27 protein-coding genes are annotated in these 23,003 nt (G+C 69.0%); 11 read left to right on the top strand and 16 right to left on the bottom strand.

Features of this window, described 5'->3' with window-relative positions:
- Nucleotides 1–61: 61 nt before the first annotated feature.
- The 8 genes from QQY66_RS34185 to QQY66_RS34220 all read right to left on the bottom strand — a co-directional run bounded on the left by QQY66_RS34185 (nucleotide 62) and on the right by QQY66_RS34220 (nucleotide 6,991).
- Nucleotides 62–1,798, bottom strand: coding sequence for a relaxase/mobilization nuclease domain-containing protein (locus QQY66_RS34185; RefSeq protein WP_301984173.1), 1,737 nt, complete (start codon nucleotides 1,796–1,798; stop codon nucleotides 62–64).
- The gene (gene mobC / locus QQY66_RS34190) at nucleotides 1,795–2,130 is read right to left on the bottom strand and encodes a plasmid mobilization relaxosome protein MobC (protein WP_301984174.1); all 336 of its coding nucleotides are present in this window, start codon (nucleotides 2,128–2,130) and stop codon (nucleotides 1,795–1,797) included. The genes QQY66_RS34185 and mobC overlap by 4 nt, the downstream gene beginning before the upstream one ends.
- Nucleotides 2,131–2,453: 323 nt before the next feature.
- A complete protein-coding gene (locus tag QQY66_RS34195) occupies nucleotides 2,454–2,726 on the bottom strand; it encodes a hypothetical protein (RefSeq protein WP_301984175.1) in 273 nt (90 codons plus the stop codon).
- 60 nt (nucleotides 2,727–2,786) lie between these two features.
- Nucleotides 2,787–2,978, bottom strand: a complete 192-nt coding sequence (locus QQY66_RS34200) for a hypothetical protein (RefSeq protein ID WP_301984176.1) — start codon at nucleotides 2,976–2,978, stop codon at nucleotides 2,787–2,789.
- Nucleotides 2,975–4,303, bottom strand: coding sequence for a DUF2637 domain-containing protein (locus tag QQY66_RS34205; RefSeq protein ID WP_301984178.1), 1,329 nt, complete (start codon nucleotides 4,301–4,303; stop codon nucleotides 2,975–2,977). Before QQY66_RS34205 ends, QQY66_RS34200 begins: the two co-directional genes overlap by 4 nt.
- Nucleotides 4,304–4,398: 95 nt before the next feature.
- The gene (locus tag QQY66_RS34210) at nucleotides 4,399–5,046 is read right to left on the bottom strand and encodes a WhiB family transcriptional regulator (protein ID WP_301984179.1); all 648 of its coding nucleotides are present in this window, start codon (nucleotides 5,044–5,046) and stop codon (nucleotides 4,399–4,401) included.
- A 134-nt stretch (nucleotides 5,047–5,180) separates the two neighbouring features.
- Nucleotides 5,181–5,936, bottom strand: coding sequence for an ATP-binding protein (locus tag QQY66_RS34215; RefSeq protein ID WP_301984180.1), 756 nt, complete (start codon nucleotides 5,934–5,936; stop codon nucleotides 5,181–5,183).
- A complete protein-coding gene (locus tag QQY66_RS34220) occupies nucleotides 5,933–6,991 on the bottom strand; it encodes a hypothetical protein (RefSeq protein WP_301984181.1) in 1,059 nt (352 codons plus the stop codon). Before QQY66_RS34220 ends, QQY66_RS34215 begins: the two co-directional genes overlap by 4 nt.
- An 815-nt stretch (nucleotides 6,992–7,806) precedes the next feature.
- On the opposite strand from QQY66_RS34220, the gene QQY66_RS34225 reads away from it, so the two are divergent.
- A complete protein-coding gene (locus tag QQY66_RS34225) occupies nucleotides 7,807–8,712 on the top strand; it encodes a helix-turn-helix domain-containing protein (protein WP_301984182.1) in 906 nt (301 codons plus the stop codon).
- 31 nt (nucleotides 8,713–8,743) lie between these two features.
- Here QQY66_RS34225 and QQY66_RS34230 read toward each other — a convergent pair whose 3' ends face one another.
- The 3 genes from QQY66_RS34230 to QQY66_RS34240 are packed head-to-tail and all read right to left on the bottom strand — an operon-like array spanning nucleotide 8,744 to nucleotide 11,628.
- Complete coding sequence (locus tag QQY66_RS34230; RefSeq protein WP_301984183.1) at nucleotides 8,744–9,937, bottom strand: amidohydrolase family protein; 1,194 nt, start codon at nucleotides 9,935–9,937, stop codon at nucleotides 8,744–8,746.
- Nucleotides 9,938–9,966: 29 nt separating this feature from the next.
- A complete protein-coding gene (locus QQY66_RS34235) occupies nucleotides 9,967–11,082 on the bottom strand; it encodes an MAB_1171c family putative transporter (protein WP_301984185.1) in 1,116 nt (371 codons plus the stop codon).
- A gap of 3 nt (nucleotides 11,083–11,085) precedes the next feature.
- Entirely contained in the window at nucleotides 11,086–11,628 is a 543-nt protein-coding gene (locus QQY66_RS34240) for a hypothetical protein (protein WP_301984186.1), read from the bottom strand.
- 710 nt (nucleotides 11,629–12,338) lie between these two features.
- Here QQY66_RS34240 and QQY66_RS34245 point away from each other — a divergent pair.
- The 3 genes from QQY66_RS34245 (at nucleotide 12,339) to QQY66_RS34255 (ending at nucleotide 14,465) form a co-directional block, all read left to right on the top strand.
- Nucleotides 12,339–12,779, top strand: coding sequence for a pyridoxamine 5'-phosphate oxidase family protein (locus QQY66_RS34245; protein ID WP_301984187.1), 441 nt, complete (start codon nucleotides 12,339–12,341; stop codon nucleotides 12,777–12,779).
- A 361-nt stretch (nucleotides 12,780–13,140) separates the two neighbouring features.
- On the top strand, nucleotides 13,141–13,713 hold the full coding sequence (locus QQY66_RS34250; RefSeq protein ID WP_301984188.1) for a hypothetical protein: 573 nt from the start codon (nucleotides 13,141–13,143) through the stop codon (nucleotides 13,711–13,713).
- Between the two features lie 155 nt (nucleotides 13,714–13,868).
- Nucleotides 13,869–14,465: an amidase family protein gene (locus QQY66_RS34255; RefSeq protein ID WP_301984189.1), complete on the top strand. Its 597-nt coding sequence runs from the start codon at nucleotides 13,869–13,871 to the stop codon at nucleotides 14,463–14,465.
- Between the two features lie 131 nt (nucleotides 14,466–14,596).
- Here QQY66_RS34255 and QQY66_RS50530 read toward each other — a convergent pair whose 3' ends face one another.
- A complete protein-coding gene (locus QQY66_RS50530) occupies nucleotides 14,597–14,845 on the bottom strand; it encodes a helix-turn-helix domain-containing protein (RefSeq protein ID WP_367667013.1) in 249 nt (82 codons plus the stop codon).
- Nucleotides 14,846–15,010: 165 nt separating this feature from the next.
- Between QQY66_RS50530 and QQY66_RS34260 the strand changes: the two genes are divergently transcribed.
- The 3 genes from QQY66_RS34260 to QQY66_RS34270 all read left to right on the top strand — a co-directional run bounded on the left by QQY66_RS34260 (nucleotide 15,011) and on the right by QQY66_RS34270 (nucleotide 17,306).
- A protein-coding gene (locus QQY66_RS34260) for an IS5 family transposase (protein ID WP_301987592.1) occupies nucleotides 15,011–15,891 on the top strand; the annotation gives its coding sequence in 2 pieces (ribosomal slippage) (nucleotides 15,011–15,374 and nucleotides 15,374–15,891; 882 coding nt in all).
- A gap of 288 nt (nucleotides 15,892–16,179) precedes the next feature.
- On the top strand, nucleotides 16,180–16,755 hold the full coding sequence (locus tag QQY66_RS34265) for a helix-turn-helix domain-containing protein (protein WP_301984190.1): 576 nt from the start codon (nucleotides 16,180–16,182) through the stop codon (nucleotides 16,753–16,755).
- Entirely contained in the window at nucleotides 16,752–17,306 is a 555-nt protein-coding gene (locus tag QQY66_RS34270) for a transposase (RefSeq protein WP_301984191.1), read from the top strand. Before QQY66_RS34265 ends, QQY66_RS34270 begins: the two co-directional genes overlap by 4 nt.
- A 135-nt stretch (nucleotides 17,307–17,441) precedes the next feature.
- Here the strand turns inward: QQY66_RS34270 and QQY66_RS34275 are convergent, their stop codons facing one another.
- A complete protein-coding gene (locus QQY66_RS34275; RefSeq protein ID WP_301984193.1) occupies nucleotides 17,442–18,677 on the bottom strand; it encodes an IS701 family transposase in 1,236 nt (411 codons plus the stop codon).
- A gap of 226 nt (nucleotides 18,678–18,903) precedes the next feature.
- On the opposite strand from QQY66_RS34275, the gene QQY66_RS34280 reads away from it, so the two are divergent.
- From QQY66_RS34280 to QQY66_RS34295, 4 genes are all read left to right on the top strand, one after another.
- Entirely contained in the window at nucleotides 18,904–19,386 is a 483-nt protein-coding gene (locus QQY66_RS34280; protein WP_301984194.1) for a helix-turn-helix domain-containing protein, read from the top strand.
- Nucleotides 19,383–19,937: a transposase gene (locus QQY66_RS34285; RefSeq protein WP_301984195.1), complete on the top strand. Its 555-nt coding sequence runs from the start codon at nucleotides 19,383–19,385 to the stop codon at nucleotides 19,935–19,937. Before QQY66_RS34280 ends, QQY66_RS34285 begins: the two co-directional genes overlap by 4 nt.
- A gap of 184 nt (nucleotides 19,938–20,121) precedes the next feature.
- Nucleotides 20,122–20,604: a helix-turn-helix domain-containing protein gene (locus QQY66_RS34290; RefSeq protein WP_301984194.1), complete on the top strand. Its 483-nt coding sequence runs from the start codon at nucleotides 20,122–20,124 to the stop codon at nucleotides 20,602–20,604.
- Nucleotides 20,601–21,155 (top strand): transposase, encoded by a 555-nt coding sequence (locus QQY66_RS34295; protein WP_301984195.1) that lies wholly within the window; start codon nucleotides 20,601–20,603, stop codon nucleotides 21,153–21,155. Before QQY66_RS34290 ends, QQY66_RS34295 begins: the two co-directional genes overlap by 4 nt.
- Nucleotides 21,156–21,205: 50 nt before the next feature.
- On the opposite strand, the gene QQY66_RS34300 is transcribed toward QQY66_RS34295, so the two are convergent.
- The 3 genes from QQY66_RS34300 to QQY66_RS34310 all read right to left on the bottom strand — a co-directional run bounded on the left by QQY66_RS34300 (nucleotide 21,206) and on the right by QQY66_RS34310 (nucleotide 22,971).
- Nucleotides 21,206–21,871, bottom strand: a complete 666-nt coding sequence (locus QQY66_RS34300; RefSeq protein ID WP_301984196.1) for a hypothetical protein — start codon at nucleotides 21,869–21,871, stop codon at nucleotides 21,206–21,208.
- Between the two features lie 284 nt (nucleotides 21,872–22,155).
- Nucleotides 22,156–22,281 carry a hypothetical protein gene (locus QQY66_RS34305; RefSeq protein WP_301984197.1) on the bottom strand — a complete coding sequence of 42 codons (126 nt, stop codon included), beginning with the start codon at nucleotides 22,279–22,281 and terminating at the stop codon, nucleotides 22,156–22,158.
- 12 nt (nucleotides 22,282–22,293) lie between these two features.
- Nucleotides 22,294–22,971 (bottom strand): NUDIX hydrolase, encoded by a 678-nt coding sequence (locus QQY66_RS34310; protein ID WP_301984198.1) that lies wholly within the window; start codon nucleotides 22,969–22,971, stop codon nucleotides 22,294–22,296.
- Nucleotides 22,972–23,003: the final 32 nt, after the last annotated feature.

The raw sequence follows: 23,003 nt of genomic DNA on the forward strand, positions 1-23,003 counted from the left end.
TGTCGTCTGGCGGGCACATGGAGAGTGCCCTAAGCGTCTGACCTGCCGCAACGTTGAAAATTCAGAATGACCGGGGCTTGCGCGGCCGGTCCGTGCGGCTCGTGGAAGCCTTCGCGGTGCGCCTGGGGGTCCGGGCTGCCGTGGTGGTGCCGGGCTCGGGCATCGCGGAGGCGTCGGCCGGCAGGTCGGCCATGCGGCGCAGCCGCCACACCAGCACGTCGCTGATCGAGTCGGCGGTGTCCAGCTCCCGCCGCTCGGCAGCCTCGGCCAGTAGCGCGGCCGGGTCGTGTCCGGCGTTCTCGGCGTCGGCGAGGGTGGCCGCGAGGGCGTACCAGCCGGCCTCGGCCAGGACCTGTTCGGCTAGTTCGGGCACCGCCTGACGTAGGTAGGCGATCTGCTTGTGCCGCAGGGGCTGGGACAGGCGCCGGCCCCGCTGGTAGAGCACGCCGATCGGCATGCCGGCGGCGGCCTGGTAGGCGGCTCGCAGGTGCTCGGCGGCCTCGCGGGCGGCGGCGGCCTGTTGGGCGTGCTGCTTCTTTCCGTGCCAGTGGGCTGCGGCGGTTACCAGGAAGAACGCCATGTCGATCAGCATCGCCGTGGTGGCCCCGTCTTCTCCGCGGCCGAGCGCGGGCCCGCTGTAGACGAGGTCGCGGGCGGCCTCGCGCAGGGCACGGTCGTGCCCGCGCTCAGCTCGGATGTGGGAGCGAGTGGCCCGCTCGAACGCGAAGGCCGCCTCGCGCAGTTGGGCACGGGTGTGGGCGGCGGAGGTTTTGGCGAGCGCGTCGAGGACCTCCCCGGCGGCGGCGATTTGCGCGGCCACCACCGCGTCGTCGCCCTGGTCGATGACCAGCAGCGCCTGCCATGCGGCCGTGGCCGCGCTGCGCCGCGCCGTGGCCGGACCGCTCGGCGCGCTGCCGGCACCGTGGTCCGGTGGCGTCTCGCCCGCCTGGTGGGGGGTGTTGTCACCGGACCAGCGTTCGCGCAGTCGCGGCAGGGACAGGTCCGGGGCGAGGGTGGAGCCCGCATAGAACACGGGCTCCTTGTCCTCGTTGCGGTCGTCGGGGAGTGCGACCTTGTAGCCGAGCAGGTCGCCGGACGGTGCGACGCGCTTGTGGATCAGCACGCCGGCCGCGGCCAGCCGGTCGAAGAACTCGGTCTCGCTCCCTACTCCAGCCGCCGCCTGCCGCACGGTCTCGCGCAGCTCCTCACGGGCGGGGCGCTCGCGGCCCTCGCGTTCGGCCTTATGGCGTTCGGCGCTGGTGGGGCGCTTGGCGGCGGTGCCGTCACCGGCGTTGAGCTGCCTCAGCCCGTAGTCGATCTCGATCTTCCGTGCTTCCTCCTGGGAGCGTTTGCCGTCTTGGCGGATGCGGGCTTGTCGGCCGTCTTCGCGTACGACGGTGGCGATGATGTGGATGTGGTCGTCGGCGTGGCGCACGGCGGCCCAGCGGCACGCGGCGGCGTCGCCGGCGGGGGCGATACCGGTGGCGGCGACCATTCGCCGCGCGATGTCCGCCCACTGCTCGTCGGTGAGGATGGGGTCTTCCGGTGCAGCACGGACGGACAGGTGCCACACGTGCTCGGCGGGGCGCCGGCTCTTGGGCAGGGCCATGACCGGTTGGTCGAGGAGGCGTTGGAGATCGCCGTACGTGGCGTTGGGGTCGCGGCCTGGGTCGGGAGCCAGGCTGTCCCAGGCGGCGACGAGATGGGGGTCGATGTGCTCCTCGTGGGTGCCGGGCCCGTACAGGTAGTACAGCAAGCCGATTGTGCGCGTACCCATGTCGTGGACTCGGGGGATCATGCAGCAGAGGTCTCGCTGTCCACGTAGTGCTGAGTGAAGGCGTCCACGCGCTTCGCGGCGCGGTGCACGGCCGAGAGGACCGCCTCGACCTGGGGGGCCTCGGCACCCGAGTTCAGGGCCTTGGCCACCTGATTGAGGTTGTTGCCGATCTGGCCGAGGTGGCGGCGCAGACTGAACAGCTCGTTCACCATCTCTCGCTCGCCCGCGATCTCCGCGGCTGTGCGGTCGAGGTCGCGGGCGGCCTTGAGCGCGGCGTGGGCGAGGAAGCTGGCGACGCTCATGCGGCAGACGGTGGCAGCGCGGACGAGGAGTTGGTACTCATCGTCGTTCATGCGGCAGCTGGGCTGACGCACGCGCTTCTTCTCGTCGCGCAGGCGCTCGCGCTGCTGGACGTGGGGCGTCGGTGGCGCGGCGTGGGCGCAGTCGGCGCTGTGACAGGCGTGCAGTTCCCCTTCCTCTGGATGCGCGCCGCCCTCGGTCGCATCCAGAAGGATCGGCGCCCCCCGGTGCCGATCCTCTCCCGCACCTCCCGGGGCGGGGGAGGCAAGAGCATTGCTCCCGGCGGGAGCAATGCTCTTGCACCAACTTGCTCGCGACGAGAGCGAGTTGGGGACCGGCTCATCCGGTGCGGGGGTGGGGCTTGTCGTCGGGTTCGTCATCGGGTTCGGTGCCTCGTGGTGCGTATGCGGTGCTGGATTTCGGCGGCGAGTTCGACCATGGCGGCCGGGCCGTTGAGGACGCGGACGGGTGACTCGGCGCAGTGCTGGACGAGCCACTGGCCGTTCGGGGCCAGGACCGCCGCGTGCACAAGCTGGCGGCGGACCAGGACGTCCGCCCAGGCGCCTGCCTCTGCGCTGGTCGGGAGGGACGTGCGGTGGTTGTGGGAGTGGATGGCGAGTCCTCCGTGGCCGGGGCGGTGGTCCGGCACAGGGCCGGACCACCGTGTCAGAGGGAATGGCGTAGGGGATGACCTGCGGTTATGCGGGTTTCAGCTGCATATTGGGCAGCGCTCGTAGTGCCTGCTGAGCACTCTGGCCATGCGGCCTTTGACGCCGTGGACGGTCGTCGCGCTGACCTTCCCCGCCCGTGTGCCCTCGTGGACCTTGGCGTGGTTGCTCAGGTACGTGATGTCCCGCTCGTAGCCGCTCTTGATGCGGTCGAAGGATGCGCAGGTCTTCATCGGGTCTTCCTCGGTGTGCGGGGCAGGTGCGCGAGCGTCGGGTCTTCGTAGAGGTGGGCCTGCAGCTCGGCGAACAGCTCGTTGCTGACTTTGATGTTGTGTCTGCGCAGGTGTGGCCGTATGGCCCTGCGGGTCATTCGCCCTTCTGCGAGGGCGGCCTTGCGGGCGACCTCGACCTTCACCTCCCACGGGATTTCGTCGTCCTGGTCCGCCGGGTCGGACTGCGCCGCGGACGGGGAGCCGTCGGGGTGCGTGGTCCGCGTGCCCTGCGGACCACCGGAGGAGTCGTCCTCGTCTAGGTCCGCCGGTTGGTCCGCGTGGTCCGTGGCGGGGCTGGTCCGCTGGTCCGGAGCCTCAGTGTCTTGGTCCGCCGGGGCGGATTCCGTCGGCTGGTCCGCGGTCCGCAGGACGTGGTCCGTGGACTGCGGGTGATCCTGGGCCTGCATCTGGTCTGCAGTTGAGCCGTGGGCCGCGACCTCGTGACCGGCTTCATCGGCTGGTCCGCCAGCGTGGTCTACCCGCTCGTGGTCCGCCGGTCGTGCTGGATCGGCAGCCGCGTGACCTGCGGTGTTGCTGGTCCGCTCCTCATGGACTGTCTCCTGTGGACCAGGACCGGTCGGCTGGTCCGCAGGGTGGTCCGCATGGTCCGTGGCGGGATTGGTCCGTTGGTCTTGAGCCTCAGCGTCGTGGTCCGCCGGGACGGGTTCCGTCGGCTGGTCCGCGGTCTGCAGGCGAACCTGTCCACCCACCTGGTCCCCGGCATGGCCCTGGACCGCGCGCTCCGGACCAGACTGGTGCGCTGGTCCGCCGGCGCTGTCAGTACGAAGTCGGTGGTCCGCGATGGTCCGCTCCACGGGTACGGCTGCGGTGCCGGAGGTACGAGGTGCGCTGGGACCGGTCTTGGCCGACACAGTGGTCTCGGCTGGAATCCGGGTCCGGTCCGCGTTGACCTTGGCACCGAGGTGTACGGCCAGTGCGGCGGCGACTGGTGGCACGGCTGACACGGCGATCACCAGGTAGGGGCCGGTCTTGAGGTGTCCGGTCGACGCCAGATGGCCCACAGCGTTGAGGATGACGGACACCGCAACACTCGTGAGGGTCAGCACGCGGCCGAGGCTTTGGCCAGCGCCTGCCGCGATCCAGGCGAGGCCGGCGACCAGTGCCAGGGCGTCGACGCTCACAGGGAGGGACCAGGCGAGCACGGCACCCCAGCCCACGGCGCGTCCGAGGGTGGCGAGGGTGTCGGCGCTGGCGGCCATGGCGACGGCTGTGACCAGGGCGGCGCCGCCGACGATCAGATTGCGCTGGGTCTTGGTGGCGCCCACCTGCCGGACTGTTCCGTCGGGGCGGTCGCGATGGCGAGCCGTTTCCTCGCTCTGTCCGGCAGGGGCCGCGGCGGGATGTGCAGCGGTGGGGTGGGTCATGCGGCCTTTCCGAGCGCGGTGATCAGGGCAGTGGTGTGCACCTGGCGGGGCACGGGTGAGGTGGTCACCTCAGGTTCGTCGCCGTCTTCACCCTCGCTCTGGGGGTGCTGTTCGTCGGCGGCGTCGGTCTCCTCGTCGTACAGGCCCCAGTAGCGGTCGCGGTCCGTGACGTCGTGGGCGGCCTGTCGCATCAGGTCCTTGGCCCATTCGAGTTCGAGTCGGAGCGTGTAGGCGAGGCGCTCGACCGTCCATCCGCGGGCGTAGGCGTGACGGACCACTGCCTCGCGCTCGGCTTCGCTGAGGTGCACGTCGCGCCCCTGGAAGGCGGCAAGTACGCGGCTGTAATCCAGGCGCTTGCTGACCCGGGCGTGCCAGGGACGGCGCTCTGCCTCGGTCAGTCCGCCCCACATGCCGTGGCGGATCTCGTTGTCGAGGGCGTAGTTGAAGCAGTCCTTCTTGACCGGGCACCGGCCGCAGATGGACTTGGCCTCGGCGATGGCCTCGTGGCTGCGAGGAGCGTGGAAGAACAGCTCGTCGGCGTCCTCGGCGGGCATGCCGTAGCACAGGCCCCGGGCGTGCCAGCTGTGGTCGGCGATCCCGCGCAGGGGCGGACGGGCGGTGTCGTTCGTGGTGATGGTGCGCAAGGCAGTCTCCGGGTACGCCTCGGTGGGGCGCGCGGTGCCGGCGGTGGGTGGATACGGCGCGGCGCGGTGATGAGGCGGGGTGAGGGCGCGGCAGTGCCGCACCGGAGGTGGCGTCAGGGGGAGGGGGCCGGGCTTCAACGGCGCAGGAAGCGGCGGTCCGGGCCGGTGAAGTGGACCGGCGTGCACATGCCGGACAGGCGGGACAGGACGCGGTCGCCGATCTTGTCGCGAAGGACCGGCTGCTGCGGGGGCACGCTGCGGTCGCGGACGGGCGGCAGGTTCGTGGTGAAGATCGTCGGCAGGCGGTTCTGGCAGCGCCAGTTCACCAGCCGGAAGGTGATCTCCTCCGTCCACTCCGAGCCCTTGGCGGCGCCGAGGTCGTCGAGCAGCAGCAGCGGCACCCGCACGATCCGGCGCAGCATGTGCTCCGGGTCCACACCGGCCTTTGGGCGCATGTCGGCATACAGGTCGGCGGCGGTGGTCGCGTGCCAGGTCACGCTGCACCCGGCGGCGGTCAGGGCCCGGATCGCGCCGTACGCCTGGTGGGTTTTGCCGGCCCCGGTGTCGCCCCAGAGCAGCAGCGACGGGCCGTGGGCGATCCGCCGGCGCCCGGCCGTGCCGAAGTGCGGGTTGAGTCCGCCCGCGTTCGGCTCGACGGCTGCCTCGGTGATGGTGCGCACCCAGGCGGCGATGTCGGGGTGCTCGACCACGGCGCTGCGGTAGTCGACCGGGATGCGCTCCTGGGCGGCTTCCAGGGCCGGGATCGGCTCCGGGGTGTCCGGTAGCGGCGCGGTCGGGTCGATGCCGCGTTCGGCCAGCTTGGCCTCTAGGCGGGCACGGAGCCGCTCCCCGATGGCGGGCTGCGGGTCGGCGAGACGTGCGCGGGTCACAGGCGGCCTCCGAACGTCGTCGGCTCGGTCGGGTTGAGGTACGGCGTGTAGCGGGAGGTGCTGGTGCTGGCCCAGGGCCCCGCGCCGGAGGCGGACGACGGCACCGAGGCAGCCTGCGGGGCAGCGTTGACGACCTCGTTCACCAGGCTCGGCAGCACGCTCGGGTGCAGCCCCTTGGCCCGCAGCCGCTCCAGCGCTACGCGGATGTCCTGCGGCTCGAAGCGCTCGTCCAGCAGGACCTTGACCTTGCGCCCCAGAAGCCCGAGGAAGTCCTCCGGCGGTCGGCGCGAGCAGTCCCGGATGTACTCGGCCACCAGTTCCTTGGCGGAGACCGATCCGGAGACGGCGTCGGGTGCGGGCGCCTCGCGCCCCGTAAGGAAAGATCCAGGATCCAAGATCCTAGATCCAGAGCGGGAGTCCTCCGGTACTCCTCCCGTAGTCCTCCCGGAGTCCTCCGTGAATGCTGCCTGACCTGCAGTTTTCCCGGACGGTGCCGCAGCAGGGGCAGCGAGCCCGTCGAGAGGCACAGACACAGGTTCACCGGCGGCGTCGGTGGACTCAGCAGGGGCGGTGGCGGCGGGAACGGGGCTGTGCACCGCTCCCTGCGGGCTCCCGGAGTCCTCCCGGAGGTTTCCGGGTGACGTTACGGAAACTTCCGTGCGCGCCGTGGGGCAGTCACCGGTCTGGCACTTGCCGCACGGCTGACTGCCCTGGTGGCTGGGGCAGCGCGGCACACGGGACGCCGTGGGCTTGTTGATCTTCTGGTGGTGCTCCCACGTCACGACGTGGAGCCACGTACGCCCGTCACAGCCGGTGTAGCGGCAGATCAGCCCGGCGGCGGCCAGTTCCTCCAGGTCTTGGGCGACGTGGGCGGCGGTGTGCTCCGGGCGCAGGGCCCACAGCCGACCGGCGATGATCGCCGGGTGGTCGCGGTGACGGCCGGAGTCATCGGCCTGCGTCAGCAGCCCGATGAAGGTGAGCATGGCGGTCACCGAGCACTCGGCCAGCGACTCCGACTCGAACATCTCGGGCTTGACGGTGCGGATGCGTGCCATCAGGCACCACCGCCACTGCGCCGCACCGACGGGGTGGAAGGGGCACAGGCTGCCGCGCCGGCCGGGCACTGTGGCCTTTTGCGCAGGGCAGTCGACATGCGAAACTCTCCTGTGAAGTGAAGCCGCGCCGGTACGCCCCGTGGAAAGGGCCGGTGCGGTGATCTGGGTGAATCTCCCGCCCTTGCACAGGCAGGAGTGTCATCTCGCGATCGGCGTCTGTGAGCTGCACGCTCCCAGGCGCCGTCGCTGTTCTCCGGGCCGTAGTCCCGGCCGTGCTCGGGGCGGTGCGCGTTGCAACGCTTCTCCTCTCGTGCAGGTCGCGTGGCCGGTGCCCCGCGGGGGACCAGCAACATACGTGTGACCTGCCACGACATCCAGACTTAGCTCTTGAATCCTCTACAACTTGTCGCGGCGGCGCTGAGGGCGGGCCGAGGAGGCGGAGCGAAGCGAAGGAGCCACGATCGCCGGGAGTCACATGGCGCACGCCCCGAGCGGGCTGGCCGCTCGGCTTAAGAGGTGCTGCGGCATGGCTCGGACTTCCTGACGGGGAGGGGGAGAACGGGCTGCCCGCTGCGGGGCGGGGGCACTACTGGCCCCGGGCACGCAGGTGGAGCACGCCGCGCCGTCGCGAAGAGGGGACCTCTCGCGCGAGGTGCGGGCCTCACCGCAGCCAGGAGGGGCTCGTGGGGAGGCCGAAGCCAGAGGGCCAGCTGTATGCGAAGGCACCCTGTTTTCGCTACGCTGAAGCTATTCCCAGCCGAAGCAAAAGTCAACAAGATGCATTCGCTTCAACTTGCAGAAAAAAGCGAGGTCTGATGCCTGCCCGTCACTTCGACCGACACCGTGCTCGCGCGGTACGGCGAGCTGCCGACATCCTCCAGAGCGAGGTGGCGGCAGAGCTGGGCGTGTCCGACTCCGCGGTAGCGAACTGGGAGGCCGGCCACTCCTCGCCCGATCCGGAGAAGCTACCCGCATACGCGGCGGCGCTCAGAGGCGACCTGGACGAGCTGTTTCCCCGTACCGGCCTGCCCGACCTGGCTGACCTGCGCTGCGATGCCGGCATCTACCAGTACGAAACGGCCGAGGTGATCGGAACCAACAGCGCCGGCCCGGTCGCGGGGGCCGAGCGCGGTGACCGCCTGCTCAAGGACAAGTACGTCCCACCCCTGGCAGCGAAGTACGGCGTCAGTGAAGCGGAGCTGCGCCGGGCCGAGGACCGTTCCATGGCCGCCGCAGAGGCGAGAAAGAACGGCACGGCGGCAGAGCCGGGGGCCCAGGAAGCTGCTGCGGAGTTCAACGGACCGCCGGGATCCCTCGCCGAGAAGATCACGCTGATTCTGCAGCGCTCGTATCCCGGTCCACAGGGACCCCCCTCGGACGCCGAGATGGCGGCCGACGTGAATGCCCATGCCGGGGCGGCGATCATCACCGAGGCGGGCTTCGCCGATCTGCGGACCGGTGTCACGGACACGGCGCCGCCCGCGGTCCTGGACGCGCTGGCCACCGTGGTCGGCGTGTCTCGGATGTACTTCGAGCCGGACGAGGCCGTGGCCGCCCAGGTCTATGAGGGGCTGCAGCTGCTGGCCGCCGCGAAGAAGGGCGCCGTGGGCCGGGTGAGGGCCCGCGGCCTGGGCTCGCGGGGCCTGCCGCCTAAGGCGATGGCGCTGGTCAACGAGCTGGTGGCGGAGCTGGAGGAGAAGGAAGCGGAAACCGGCAAGTAACCCGGCCCGCAGCTGCGGGCCGGTGGCGTGGCTACTGCTTCTTCTCTGTCGACGAGCCCGGCTCGTGCACTCGTCCTGCCGCGATCACCATACGGATCTGGCGGAGGGCCCCGAGGTCATCCAGCGGATCTCCGTCGACGACCAGCAGGTCCGCGAGGAGTCCGGGCGCGATCCGGCCCGTCTTCTCGCCCAGCCCCAGGGCTCCGGCCGCGTCCGCGGTGGCCATGTCGAGGATCCTGCTGTTGGGCAGGCCCAGATGCTTGTAGAAAGCGAGTGCTGGCACGAGCCCGTCGAACCCGGCTCGCTGCACGCCGGCGTCCGTTCCGGCAACGAGCTTGGCGCCGGCCTCGGCCATCTCCCGGACCAGAGCGAACATGGCTGCCGCCCGCTCCTCGCCGAAGAAGCGAGGCAGCATCTCCCAGTGCGGACTCACGGCCGGACAGACCACGATGCCCTGGTCGATGATCTTCTTCAAGACGTCCCGACGAAGATCGAAACCGTCACTCGTCATCCAGGTGCAGTGCTCGATGGTGTCCACGCCGGCGTCTACGGCCGCGGCGATACCGTCCGCTCCGTGAGCGTGCGCGGCCACCGGCACGCCAGCCTGATGCGCCTCGTCCACCAGGGCCTGGAGTTCCTCCGTGGAGAACTGGCTCTGCCAGCTCTTCGGACCGTCCTTGGTCAGGCCGCCACCGGTCACCATCGCCTTGATCACGCCAGCGCCCGCCGCGAGGTTGCGCCGCACGAGATCACGAACCTCGGCCGCGCCGGAGACCTCACCGCCCAGGAAATAGCAGTGGCCTCCGGGCGGAGTCGCCGGTGTGCCCGCGGCCACGATACGAGGGCCGGGAGTGCCGCCCCGGCTGATCTCATCGTCGAGGCGGAAGGCCAGGCCGCCTCGGTCGCCCAGGTCTCGGACCGTCGTCACACCGCTGAACAGGAGCTGCTCCGCGCGCCGGCGCATGTCCTGAAGCAGTCGCTCGTCGCTCGACTCGGCGAGGGCGGCCACAGGCTCGCCGCCGCCGTCGAACGCGAGATGCACATGCGCGTCGATCAGTCCGGGCACCACCGTCGCGTCGGGAAACGCCAGGTGCGTCCCGTCGGCGCGGTCAGCGAGCTGCGTGCGCGGCCCGACTTCGGTGATCGAGTCGCCCTCGACGAGGACAGCGCCGTCTTGCAGGTACGTCCCGGAGCCGGTCAGGACCCGGCGGGCGGTGATCAGCATCTCGTCTCGTCTCCCTCGTTCTTCCACGGTCACGCGGTCAGCCCGAGCGCTTCCGACACCGCGATGAGCTGGCGGACATCCGCGTTCCGGTCGTCTTCCTGCGGCACCGCCAGGGCGACTGCCTGCCCCGGCGCCGGGTCGCCGTTCTTGATCATGGTCACGGCGGATCGTAGGCGCCGGGCCAGCTGAGTCGGCTCAAGGTCCAGCAGGTTGGTGCCGTCCTCGCCGCGCACCAGGTAGGGGCTGATGTCGACCAGTCCGTCCCGGCATTCCACTATCCGCCGGTGGTAGCGGCGGTGCACGCCACGCGCCCGCCACCGGTCCCAGAGCCCGCGGGAAGCAGGGCGCAACTCATTCTCGGGGTAGACCTCGATCAGCAGCTGCCACAACGGGGTCAGCCGACGGTGATCTCGCCGCCGGCGCAGCCACAGCCGCGTCGCCGTGATCCTGGCGCGAACCCCCGAATAGGTGATGCCCGCGACGAAGAGCAGACTCGACACCACTAGCCCGACCGCCACGCTCGCCGTGAGCCGGTGCGGCACGGACCCCCCGCTCCACCGGACGGCGACGAAGACCGCGCGGACGGCGCAGGCCACCGCCATCGCCCCCAGTCCGATCGCGGTCATCCACAGCCCCGTAGCGTGAGGACGCCGGGACATGCGGGCATATCGGGCGGACCACCATCCGGCAGCACCGAGCGCGTACATCAGATACAGGCCGGCGCCGGCGTAGAAGAAGGCGACCTGGGAGATCGTCATATCCGCCGTGCTGAACGAGCCGGCGAGCGCCTCGTGCGGCACGCTCACAGCCGCCAGGATGATCGCCACCGCGACCATGGCCACGACGACGCCTTCCCACCGGGCGCGACGCCGCGCCGCTTGCCCGTCCGCCGAGTACAGGTAGAAGCACATCAGGAAGTAGACCGTCCCCAGCAGCAGAACGTTTTGGGCCACTTTCGCTGCGCCGTGCCCGGCCACGGTGTCGATGCCGGTGGCGCCCCCCGGCATGGCCACCGGATACGACAGGCCCGCGCTCAGCAGGGACAGGGCGACCGACCGGGTGGGAGCGTCGTGCGGGGCGCGTGACCACAGGTATAGCCGCCATATGACAGCAGCCGCGATGATCAGCAGGAGTATCTCGGTCACGGACTACAGCCACCCTCGCCGGTCGCCCAGGGCGGACTGCACCCGACGTACCTCCGGGTCTTCCGACAGCGGGGGGAGTTCGTCGAGCACCGAGGACCACTCCAGGATGATCGTGGCCGCGAGCTCGACCGAGCACTCCTCCTCTTCCTCGTACGAGCAGCGGCGGGCGACCCGCCGGATCAGCTTGGGATCGAGTACGGGTATGAGGGTCGCCCAGCCCTCGACGAAGTCGTCCGGGGATTCCTCCGGCGACTCCTTGCCTTGGTCCTCCTCCCACTCGTCGACGAGGATGTGGAGGATCTCGTGGAGGATGATCTGCCGCTGGTGGAGCCGGGTCGTCTCCTGCTGGTACAGGATCACGTCTATATCCGGCATATCGATCCACAGCCCCGAGGGTCCCGGCTTCTCCAGCGGGAAGGGGCGCAGGACGATCGGGCGTCCACGCCTCTCGCTGAGCGCCCGGACCAGTTCCTCCAGGTCTAGAGGTGGATGGATGCGGAGGTTGCGCAGCTCTTGCCGCAGTCGACGGTGGAGGTCGCGCTCCACGGTCCGCCTCTCGGCGCGACGCCACCGCCCCAACCGTCGGCGGCCCGCTCGCTCCCGTGCAGGCACCGGAGATTCCGGAGCGTCGCGACGACTTTCTCCCGGAGACATTGGGCAATCCCTTCGTACCGGCCGTACGGGGCTCTTGCTCGGAGCCGGGCGCCAGCCACCACGGGTCAACGATGTTCGGGTCCCGCGACGGCGCACATGAAGGTGATCATGGACGCTGAGACCATCACCGACCGACGGGCGCATGCCGGCCTCAGCGATTGAACGCGAGCAAGCGCTCGACCCCTTCTGGGACCGCGCGCGATCACTAGCGCGAACGAGTGACCGGCCCGGCCGACGCCCTTCGGTGAGGCTCGCGGGAACAGTCACGGACCTTACGTGAAGCTCGCGTGAGATCAAGGCCGGAAATTGACATCTAAAGGAGCCACGGGAGGCGGTCACCACTCCCGATAAAACCTGCTAAATCGTTCATTCCTCAGCTTTGATCATGGCTCTGAACTGGTGATTCACTTGTGGTCGTTTTGGTCGCGCCCGCATGGCTGCGTGCACACTTCCGTTACCGGTTTGAGATATTCCGCGAGAGGTCAATGGGGACATGTCTAACTTAAAGCCGCATAGTGTCGGCACCTTTGGGTGTGGGTGCTTGTGTGGGAGCGGTCACTTCTGTGTCAATCCGGGCGAGGCTCCGCGTTACGATCCCGGGCATGCCTAGCGAGAAATTCAGCCAGACGCCTGAACGCTCTGCGTTCTGGAGTGAATACCATCTGTGCACGCTGACCACTCTTCGGCCCGATGGAAGTCCGCATGTGGTGCCCGTCGGAGTCACCGTTGATGCCGACGCTGGAGTCGCTCGGGTTATCACGCGCAAATCAAGTAAGAAGGTCGCCAACATTCAGGCGTTTCGCCCCGGCGAAGCCCGCGTGGCCGTCTGCCAGGTCGACGGAGGACGCTGGGCCACCCTGGAAGGAACGGCCGAGGTGCTCACTGACGCCGCAGCGGTCGACGATGCCGTGGCGCGCTACGCCGACCGGTACGGACGGACACCGGCCCCGGACCCCGAGCGGGTGGTCATCGAGATCACGATCGAGCGGAGCATGGGGCTGGCCGTACTTCCCCGCCCTGCGTCGGCTGAACGTGCCGCGTGAGCTGCCCACCCCCTGTTGCCGTACGAGCGGCGGCATGCGGCGCAGGTCGATCATGCACAGCCCTTGGTGTCGGCGGAATCTTGAGGCTGGCGTTGGCGCGGCGTCGCAGGTGACGTGACGCTCAGCTGTTGGTGAGGGCTGCGTCTCGGAGCATGGCGAAGAGTTGCAGAATCTCGTCCTCCGTGGCCTTCGTCGACATCGCGAGATAGCGGATCACGGCTAGGCTCAGTTCCCTGACCGCAGGGCCGTCGGGCGTTTTGGCTCATCGCCGGTAGGCATCGATGAGAACTGCTGTGATGGCGGTGGTGGGATCGTTGTCCACCAGGCGCCCCGGCCCGCGCCGGCTCACCCGGCTGACGACGTGCTGGTGCAACTGCCGTGTCCTGCGCTGTACTTCCCTGTCATGGACGGGGCGACAGCAGCAGTCATCGGCGCGGCCATCGGCGCGCTCGGCGGGGTGAGCGGCAGCTGGCTCACTGCGCTCGCGCAACGCAGCCAGCGCCGGGACGACGAACGCCGTTGGCGTGCTGACATTCGGCGCGAGGCGTACACGGACTACATCTCCACCACGAAACAGCTGTCCGCCGCCCAATGGAGGATGGCGGAGTGCCTGTGGGCGCAGGACAGTACGCCCGACCAATGGCGATCCGCCTTTCGTGAAGTCCATGACGCCTGGGCGGCGTTCAGCACCGCCGCGGCAGCGGTCACGGTGACCGGGCCGAGCGCCGTGGCGCACGCTGCCGACGCCCTGCGTACGGCCATGTCCGACATTCAGAATGCCACTATGGACTGGTTGACCGGCGCTCACACAGCCGGTCACGGGCGCCTTGAGGAGTCCGACGTCCGGTTCCAGGCCGTGGCCAAGGCCAAGCAACCGCTGGACAAGGCGTTCCAGGCCGCCGCGCGCGCAGCCCTGGACACCGAACATCCGTGATCCGGGATGCGCGAGGATCACGCGGAGACGCTGAGCTCCCTGCGTCCGCAGTGGGGCGGCCCGCCGGTCGAGGCAGTCGGTGACGGAGCCGGCCTTTCAGTCCTCCCTGCCGTACCTGGAGTCCCACGCCTTGGCTACCGGATCGGTTGTACGGCTTGGAGGATGACACCCAGCGTGGTCCAGTCCACTGCACGGGGATTGTCCGGCTGCAGGAGGTCGCCGAGCCGGGCGACCTTGCGGGCATATCGGGCGGACCGCCGGTCGCCGCCCAAGAACAACTCCTGCATGCCACAGCGACGGCCACGGCCGATGACAAAACCGCTGCTGCCGAACTCACCGCTGTACGCCAGCTGCAGGACGACGACACCAGTCCCCGCGCGACCTTCCTCCGCCACCGGACCCAAACCCACCGCAACTGGCTGCGCGCGAACGAAGAACGCGCCAGACTCCGATCGGACTGGCAGCGGTTCCTCACGGAACACGACGTGCTCGTCACACCTGCCGCACCAACACCCGCGATCCCGGCAGGCAGCCGCACCCTTACGGTCGACGGCCAGGAGCGGAACTTCTTCGACCAGACCGGCTGGACCAACCTCGCCAGCCACATCGGTCTCCCCGCCCTGGTCGTACCACTGGCCACGACCACCCAGGGGCTGCCCATTGGCGTCCAGATCATTGGCCGGCCATACGCAGATCGCGTTCTGCTCGACGTGGCGGAACGGCTCGCGACGCTGCTTCGTGCCTTCGGGTGAGGAAGCCGTCACCGCTACGGTGGCGGCCGATGTTGTGTTCCGGCGGCGGCTCGTGCTGCCCAGCCAGTCCACGGAGATCTCGCCCCCGTGCTCGACCCGCAGCCAGTCGCACATGGCCGGAGCACTCCACGTCATCCCCGTCCCGGCGGGGACCCCGAGCAGCTCGGCCAACTCAACGCGGTCCGGTCGTCTGGCCCCGGAAGCTTTGCCGGAAGGCTCGGGCGAGAGGCATCGGGCAGTGCCTCGATCCCACCGGCCGTGAAGCGGTGGACCTCGGCGCGGACCGTGACCGGATGACACTCCAGCAGATCGGCGACCTCGGATACGGACCTGCCGCGGTCCAGGAAACGGATCACAGAGGTCGAGGCCGGATTCTTCACGCGCTACGAAGTGGCGTGATCAGTCTCGTGTCCTGCTGCTGGGGCTGGTAGTTCAGGTGCCGGAAGGGCACGGCCGGGCAGCGAGGTCTCCGTGACGCGCACGCCTCGCTAGGGCCTGTCCGGCGGATCTTGTGACTGTTGCGGTCTCGGGTCGTTGGCATGAGCATGGGGCGGGGAGATCTGACGAGTGACGAGTGGGTCCGACTCAAGGCACATCTGCCGAAGTCCGGGCAGCGGGGCGGCCGTTGGGAGAGCCACCGCCGGGTGATCAATGGGATTCTGTTCCGGCAGCGCACCGGGGTGCTGTGGCGGGATCTGCCTGCGCGTTTCGGCAAGTGGAAGACGGTGTACGAACGCCGTAGGCGCTGGTCGGCGGATGGCACATGGGACAGAATCTCCGCGGCCGTCCTGGCCGGCGCCGATGCGGAAGGCCGCATCGACTGGTCGATGGTGAGCGTGGACTCCACCTCCTGCCGGGCCCACCAACACGCCGCCGGAGCACGCAGAAAACCCCCGCGGCTGCCGGGAAAAGACGCACGCCCCGGCAGCACCGCCCCGACGAGGGGCTCGGACGCTCCCGGGGCGGCCTGACCTGCAAAATCCATCTCGCCGGTGAGGGCGGACGCCGCCCTCTGACTCTGTTGATCACCCCGGGGCAGTGGGGCGACGCCCCGCAGCTCATCCCGGTCATGGAACGCATCCGCGTCGGCCGACTGAGCGGCGGACGCCCCCGCACGCGGCCGGAACACCTCGGCGGAGACAAGGCGTATTCATCCCGCCGCAACCGCCGTTACCTGCGACGACGCCAGATCAAGCACACCATCCCCGAGCCGAAGAACCAGCGGGCCAACCGACAGCGCCGCGGCAGCAAGGGCGGCCGGCCCACCGGCTTCGACGCGACGATCTACAAACGGAGGAACGAGGTTGAGCGAACGATCTTAGCGCTCAAGAACTCCCGGGCCGTCGCGACGAGATACGACAAGAGGGCCTACATCTTTCACGGCACCCTCACCCTCGCCGCCATCCGGCTCTGGCTCCGGCCGTGAGCCTCCGGAGCAGAGTGTGGACGGGAGCCCCCTGCCATGAGGCTCCCGTCACTGCCCGTGCTCTCTCGGAAAGGATCCACACGGACATGACCCAGCGTTGCAAAAAACCAGCCGCTCTGTGGCGGCGCAGGAGCCCCGGCGAAGCCATCACCCGATCGGCAGAACCATCGTCGTCATGGCTCCTACAACATGATCCGCCGGACAGGCCCTAGTGCTGGATTCCTCTTTCGCTGGGTATATGGCCTGGTGGCGGGGTAGTTGATGGTGCTCGGGGGCGGGTGCTGGGCGATGGTTCTACGAGCACGGCCGACGCGTGATGAGGACGAACGGAGAGTCGTTCGCCGGTTGTCGCGGGCGCGGAAGGCTCCGCGTGATCTGGTGATGCGGGCCCGGATGATCGAGCTGAGCTGGTCGGGGCTGCGAGTGCCGGCGATCGCTGTTGAGCTGGGCTGCAGCCAGAAAACAGTGCGGTGCTGGCTGCACCGCTTCAACCGCTCAGGCCTGCAAGGGCTGGATGATCTGGGCGGCCAGGGCCGCAAGCGACGGATCACCGAGGAGGAACGCTCCAGGATCATCTCCTTGGTGAAGACCGTGCCGCCGGGGCGACTGCGGTGGGAGCCCGTCGGGGAGCTGTGGGCCTTCGACGAGTCCGGGCCGGCCGAGTGGACCCTGGATTCCCTGGCCGCGGCAGCCCGGGCCGAGGGGATCGAGGTGGGTCGCTCACAGGTCCGGCGTATCCTGCTCGCCGAGGGTGTGCGCTGGCGCCGCACCCGGTCCTGGACGCGGTCGAAGGATGCGGACTTCGTCCCAAAAGGACACGGATCATCGGCCTCTGCACCCAGCCGCCCGACGGTGCGACGGTGATCTGCGCCGACGAGCTGGGGCCGGTGATCCCGCGGACGTTTCCGCCCGCACCTGCCTGGTCACCGGACGGACACCGGATCAAAGCGGAACTCGACTACAGCCGCGGACCGGAGAAAATGTGGGTCTACGGAGCCTTACGTGTCCGGGACGGCCAGCAGATCACCATGACCGCGTCCTCCCGCAACAGCGTCTTCTACCAGCAGTTCCTGCAACAGGTCGAGGACGCCAACCCGACCGGGGAGATCTGGATCGTCACCGACAACCTGTCCTCCCACAACAGCCTGTCCACGCGGACCTGGCTGGAGGACCATCCCCGCATCCACCACGCCTTCATTCCCGTCGGCGCGTGCTGGCTCAACCTGCAGGAAGGATGGTGGCGCATCTTCCGCAAGACAGCCCTCGCCGGCCGGTCATTCGCCAACCGCGACGACATCGACCAGGCCACAGCCCTGGCCACCGCCCAGCTCAACTCCCGTGCCAATCCCTGGATCTGGGGCAGGCCGACCCCGCCAACTCGCTTACTACGGCGCCGATATGTGTACACCATTTGAGGAATCCAGCACTAGTAGTGCTTCGTTAGGTTCTGGCTCTGCTTCTGCGTGTGGTGAGGGGGCGGCCGCAGGTGGTGCAGGTGCCGGTCCAGCACCTCAGCAGGTCCTGGAGGACGTCGAGGACTTGGTAGAGGGTCAGGCCGGCGTGTGTGCTTTTGGGTCGAGCCGCCGGATGGTGAGGAAGGCCTGGGCGGCGGTGACGAGGGTGACATGGTGGTGCCAGCCGCGCCAGGTGCGGCCTTCGAAGTGGTCCAGGCCCAGGCCGTGTTTGAGTTCGCGGTAGTCGTGCTCGATGCGCCAGCGCATCTTGGCCCATCGCACCAAGTCCTCAACCGGTGTGGTGACGGGCAGGTTCGATATCCAGTAGCCGGTCGGGACCTGCTGGTCTGCGGGCCATTCCACGAGCACCGTGCGTGGGGGTAGAACGCCATCCCAGTGGTAGTGGCCGCCGCCTGCTGTCTGAGCGGCAGCCAGAGCCTGCTTGCCGGCCGGTCGCACGGTCAGGACGGTGAACCGTGAGGCCATGGGTCCTCTGCTGCCCTGCCGCCAGGTGACCTCGGTGAATGCCGCGGTGGTGGCTTCGCCCGCGTGGACGGACAGAGCTTGTGGCGGGGTTCGGTAGCGCGGCAGGGTCGGCGGTCCCAGGCCGCCATAGGCAGGCCGGTGCGGCTCGGCCGCCTCTGGGTGGGCGACCTCCTTCCCGGTCAGCGCCAGCACATAGCGCAGCCCCCGTTCCTCCAGGGCGATGCGGAACGGGGTGCTGACGCCATAGCCGGCATCAGCGACCACAACCGGGGCCTTCAACTCCCACTCTGCGAGTGTGTCGAGCAGGCCGAGCGCGAGGCGCCACTTCTCCTGATGGCCGACGCTCTCCGGGATTCCGGCCCTACGGCACCGGTCCGGCTCGTCCGCCCATTCCCGGGGCAGATACAACTGCCAGTCCAGCGGACACGATGCGGTGTCGGTGGCGGCATGGACGCTGACTGCGACCTGGCAGTTCGCCCGTTTCCCGACCGCTCCGCAGTACTGGCGGGACACCCCGACCGACGCTTGGCCGCACTTGGGGAACGACACATCGTCGATCACCCACACCTCAGGCACGATCGCCTCCGACAGCCGCCGGGCGATCCGCCGCCGGACCGGCAGCGGATCCCACGGGGACTGGTTCACGAACTGCTGCAGGGCCTGCATGTTCCCGTCCGGCAGCCGATCGGCCATCGGCTGGATCGACTTGCGCCGGCCGTCCACCATCAGCCCCCGCAGATAACACTCGCCCCACCGCCGCTGATCCCGCCGCGGCAGCGAACCAAACACATCAGCAACGAACTCCGATAACTCACCCCGGAGCCGTTCCACCTCCCCGAGCTTCACACTCACCAGCATGCCGCTGACCAGGCAAGATCGGCAGAGCTAACGAAGCACTACTAGTGCTGGGTTCCTCTTTCGGTGGGTATATGTCCTGGTGGCGGGGTAGTTGATGGTGCTCGGGGGCGGGTGCTGGACGGTGGTTTTACGAGCTCGGCCGGGGCGTGATGAGGACGAACGCAGGATCGTTCACCGGCTGTCCCGGGCACGGAAGGCCCCGCGGGATGCCGTGATGCGGGCCCGGATGATTGAGCTGAGCTGGTCGGGGTTACGCGTGCCGGCCATCGCTGAGGAGCTGGGCTGCAACCAGAAGACGGTCCGCTGCTGGCTGCACCGCTTCAACCACTCGGGTCTGCCAGGGCTGGACGATCTGGGCGGGCAGGGCCGCAAGCGGCGGATCACCGAGGAGGAGCGGTCGAGAATCATTGCGCTGGTCAAGACCGTGCCGCCGGGGCGGCTGCGGTGGGAGCCCGTCGGAGAGTTGTGGGCCTTCGACGAGTCCGGGCCGGCCGAGTGGACCCTGGATTCCCTGGCCGCGGCAGCGCGGGCCGAAGGGATCGAAGTGAGCCGCTCACAGGTCCGGCGCATTCTGCTCGCCGAGGGCGTGCGCTGGCGCCGCACCCGGTCCTGGACGCGTTCGAAGGATCCAGACTTCGTCCCAAAAGGACACGGATCATCGGCCTCTACACCCGCCCGCCCGACGACGCGACGGTGATCTGCGCCGACGAGCTGGGGCCGGTGATCCCACGGGCCTTCCCGCCCGCACCTGCCTGGTCACCCGACGGGCGCCGGATCAAGTCCGAAGTCGACTACAGCCGCGGACCGGACAAGACCTGGGTCTACGGCGGCCTGCGCCCCGCCGACGGCCAGGCCGTCACGATGACCGCGTCCTCCCGCAACAGCGTCTTCTACCAGCAGTTCCTGCAACAGCTCGAGGACGCCAACCCGACCGGCGAAATCTGGATCGTCACCGACAACCTGTCCTCCCACAACAGCCTGTCCACCCGGACCTGGCTCGAGGACCATCCCCGTATCCGCCACGCCTTCATCCCCGTCGGCGCCTGCTGGCTCAACCTGCAAGAAGGCTGGTGGCGCATCTTCCGCAAAACTGCCCTCGCCGGCCGGTCGTTCGCCAACCGCGACGACATCGCATACGCCACCGCCCTCGCAACCAGCCAGCTCAACTCCTGTGCGACCCCCTGGATCTGGGGCAGACCCGCACCACCAACCCGCCAACTACGGCGCCGATATACGTATACCGTTTGAGGAACCCAGCACTAGTGCTGGGTTCCTCTTTCGGTGGGTATATGTCCTGGTGGCGGGGTAGTTGATGGTGCTCGGGGGCGGGTGCTGGACGGTGGTTTTACGAGCTCGGCCGGGGCGTGATGAGGACGAACGCAGGATCGTTCACCGGCTGTCCCGGGCACGGAAGGCCCCGCGGGATGCCGTGATGCGGGCCCGGATGATTGAGCTGAGCTGGTCGGGGTTACGCGTGCCGGCCATCGCTGAGGAGCTGGGCTGCAACCAGAAGACGGTCCGCTGCTGGCTGCACCGCTTCAACCACTCGGGTCTGCCAGGGCTGGACGATCTGGGCGGGCAGGGCCGCAAGCGGCGGATCACCGAGGAGGAGCGGTCGAGAATCATTGCGCTGGTCAAGACCGTGCCGCCGGGGCGGCTGCGGTGGGAGCCCGTCGGAGAGTTGTGGGCCTTCGACGAGTCCGGGCCGGCCGAGTGGACCCTGGATTCCCTGGCCGCGGCAGCGCGGGCCGAAGGGATCGAAGTGAGCCGCTCACAGGTCCGGCGCATTCTGCTCGCCGAGGGCGTGCGCTGGCGCCGCACCCGGTCCTGGACGCGTTCGAAGGATCCAGACTTCGTCCCAAAAGGACACGGATCATCGGCCTCTACACCCGCCCGCCCGACGACGCGACGGTGATCTGCGCCGACGAGCTGGGGCCGGTGATCCCACGGGCCTTCCCGCCCGCACCTGCCTGGTCACCCGACGGGCGCCGGATCAAGTCCGAAGTCGACTACAGCCGCGGACCGGACAAGACCTGGGTCTACGGCGGCCTGCGCCCCGCCGACGGCCAGGCCGTCACGATGACCGCGTCCTCCCGCAACAGCGTCTTCTACCAGCAGTTCCTGCAACAGCTCGAGGACGCCAACCCGACCGGCGAAATCTGGATCGTCACCGACAACCTGTCCTCCCACAACAGCCTGTCCACCCGGACCTGGCTCGAGGACCATCCCCGTATCCGCCACGCCTTCATCCCCGTCGGCGCCTGCTGGCTCAACCTGCAAGAAGGCTGGTGGCGCATCTTCCGCAAAACTGCCCTCGCCGGCCGGTCGTTCGCCAACCGCGACGACATCGCATACGCCACCGCCCTCGCAACCAGCCAGCTCAACTCCTGTGCAACCCCCTGGATCTGGGGCAGACCCGCACCACCAACCCGCCAACTACGGCGCCGATATACGTATACCGTTTGAGGAACCCAGCACTAGGCTGGACCGTCCGTCAGACAGACGTCCTGGCCGTATCAGGAAGCCGTGGCCGAACCCGGATCCTGCGCCAGGACATCCGCAGTCACACGGTCGATGGTGTCCATGAGGCGGCGGCCCTCGTCCGTGAACATCAGGTCGCGGTCATCTGAGTCGGCGAGCGCGGTCATCGCGCGGATCAGGTAGCAGATGAGGGGGCCGCCGGCGTAGCGGGGGCGTTCGCTCTCCGGTGTCAGGCGTACCTCCCTTAGCGCCCGCCGCAGCCGCATGTCGCGGGTTTCCCGCTCTTCGCGTCGCGTTACCGCGCGGGCCAGGGGCAGCAGGTGGCTGTCCGGGACGGGCGCGTGGATCAGGGCCCGCAGGTCGTGTTCCGTGCTGGTGGCGGCGCTGTTGTCGACGAGGTCGGTGACCCGGTCCCGGTAGATCTGGTGGGCCGTGTGCTGCTCGATGATGAGATCGTCGAGGTGGCGCAGTTCCGAGGTGGCGTCGGCGCGCCACAGGATGAGCCGCTTGAGCAGGTTCACGGCCCAGGGCTTGGAAGAGGAGGCGCGGAATGGACTCGGGCAGGGGCACTCCAGGCTCAGCGGTCCGCCCCAGGTCCCGATGACGGTGAGCTCCCGGTAGTTGCCGCACGGGCAGGCGAGCGCCTCGACCCCTCGGTGAGGCAGGTAGGAGTTGGACGGCGCGAACAACTCGTCGGACATGACCCTGTTGTGCCAGTCGGCGTGGGCGTCACGCCATTCGACGAGGATCAGGCGCGGAGCAGCGAAGTGCCACTCGGTCTCCCCAAAGGGTGCGGCTGGCTCGCCTTCAAGGGGCTCCGCCTCGCGGTATCCGTCGTCCAACTGTCCTAGCCCCCACTATCGTTGTCGTGGTCCCTCCACCGTAGTGCTCACCGTGGCGCGGGTGCATCCGGGCGGGGCCGTTCAACTCCGCCTATTGTCCGGGGCGTTCGGGCGACGAGTGCATCCTCGCCGACGGGTTGTGGTCACAACTCCTGGGCGAGGGACCACAAGCGATGAGCGGCATGCTCCCAGGCCCGCTCGTTGTCGGGCCCCTCGTGGGCTGCTTCCAGTTCTGCCAGGATCGCCGCGCCCTCGGCAAAGCGGCCCACCGCGAGGTCCAGTCAGACCAGGCTCAGCCGGTCCTCAGCGATCGGGTCACGCAGCGCAGCCACCGTGTAGGCCGCCCAGGCTGCGGTCGGCAGGTCCTCACGGCGCGCCGGGAGCGCCCCGCCGACCGCCCGCAGGGCCACGCCGTTGCGCTGCACAGCGGCGAGCGACGCCGCGTCGCCCAGCGGGAAGGGCATGACCGCCTGCAAGGCAGTGGCATCAGGCTCGTTCAGTTCGTGCCACGAGGACCAGTGCGCCCGTACGGATTCGCCTGCGTCCTGCGAGGTCGGGCCCGGAGTGCAGCCGTGCGCCAGATAGAGATGGGCGCGCTCGGTGCTGGTGGCCCGAGCGGTTGCCACCGCACCGAGTGAGAAGAGCCATGTGGCGTACAGGCCGGTCTCCTCGGCGAGTTCGCGGCGAGCGGCGTCCACGGGTTGCTCGCCCTCGTCGACGAGGCCCCCCGGCAGATCCGTGATAGTGCCGTGGAGGTAGTGGTGCTGGGTGACCATGGCCACCCGCCCCCGATAGACGGCGAGAACCCGGACCGAGTCCGGCGCAGCGACATGCGGGTACTCCACAACGGCACCGTCCGGACGCACTGCATTGTCGACGGTCAGGCGGATACGGCCCTGTGGGCCGCCCGCGAAAAGGAGCCGACCGCCCTGCCTGCGCCAATGATCGTCGCCGTTCATGCCTTCAAGTATCGCGTCCGCATGGTCGACTT

The organism is Streptomyces sp. DG2A-72, from assembly GCF_030499575.1.
GTDB lineage: Bacteria > Actinomycetota > Actinomycetes > Streptomycetales > Streptomycetaceae > Streptomyces.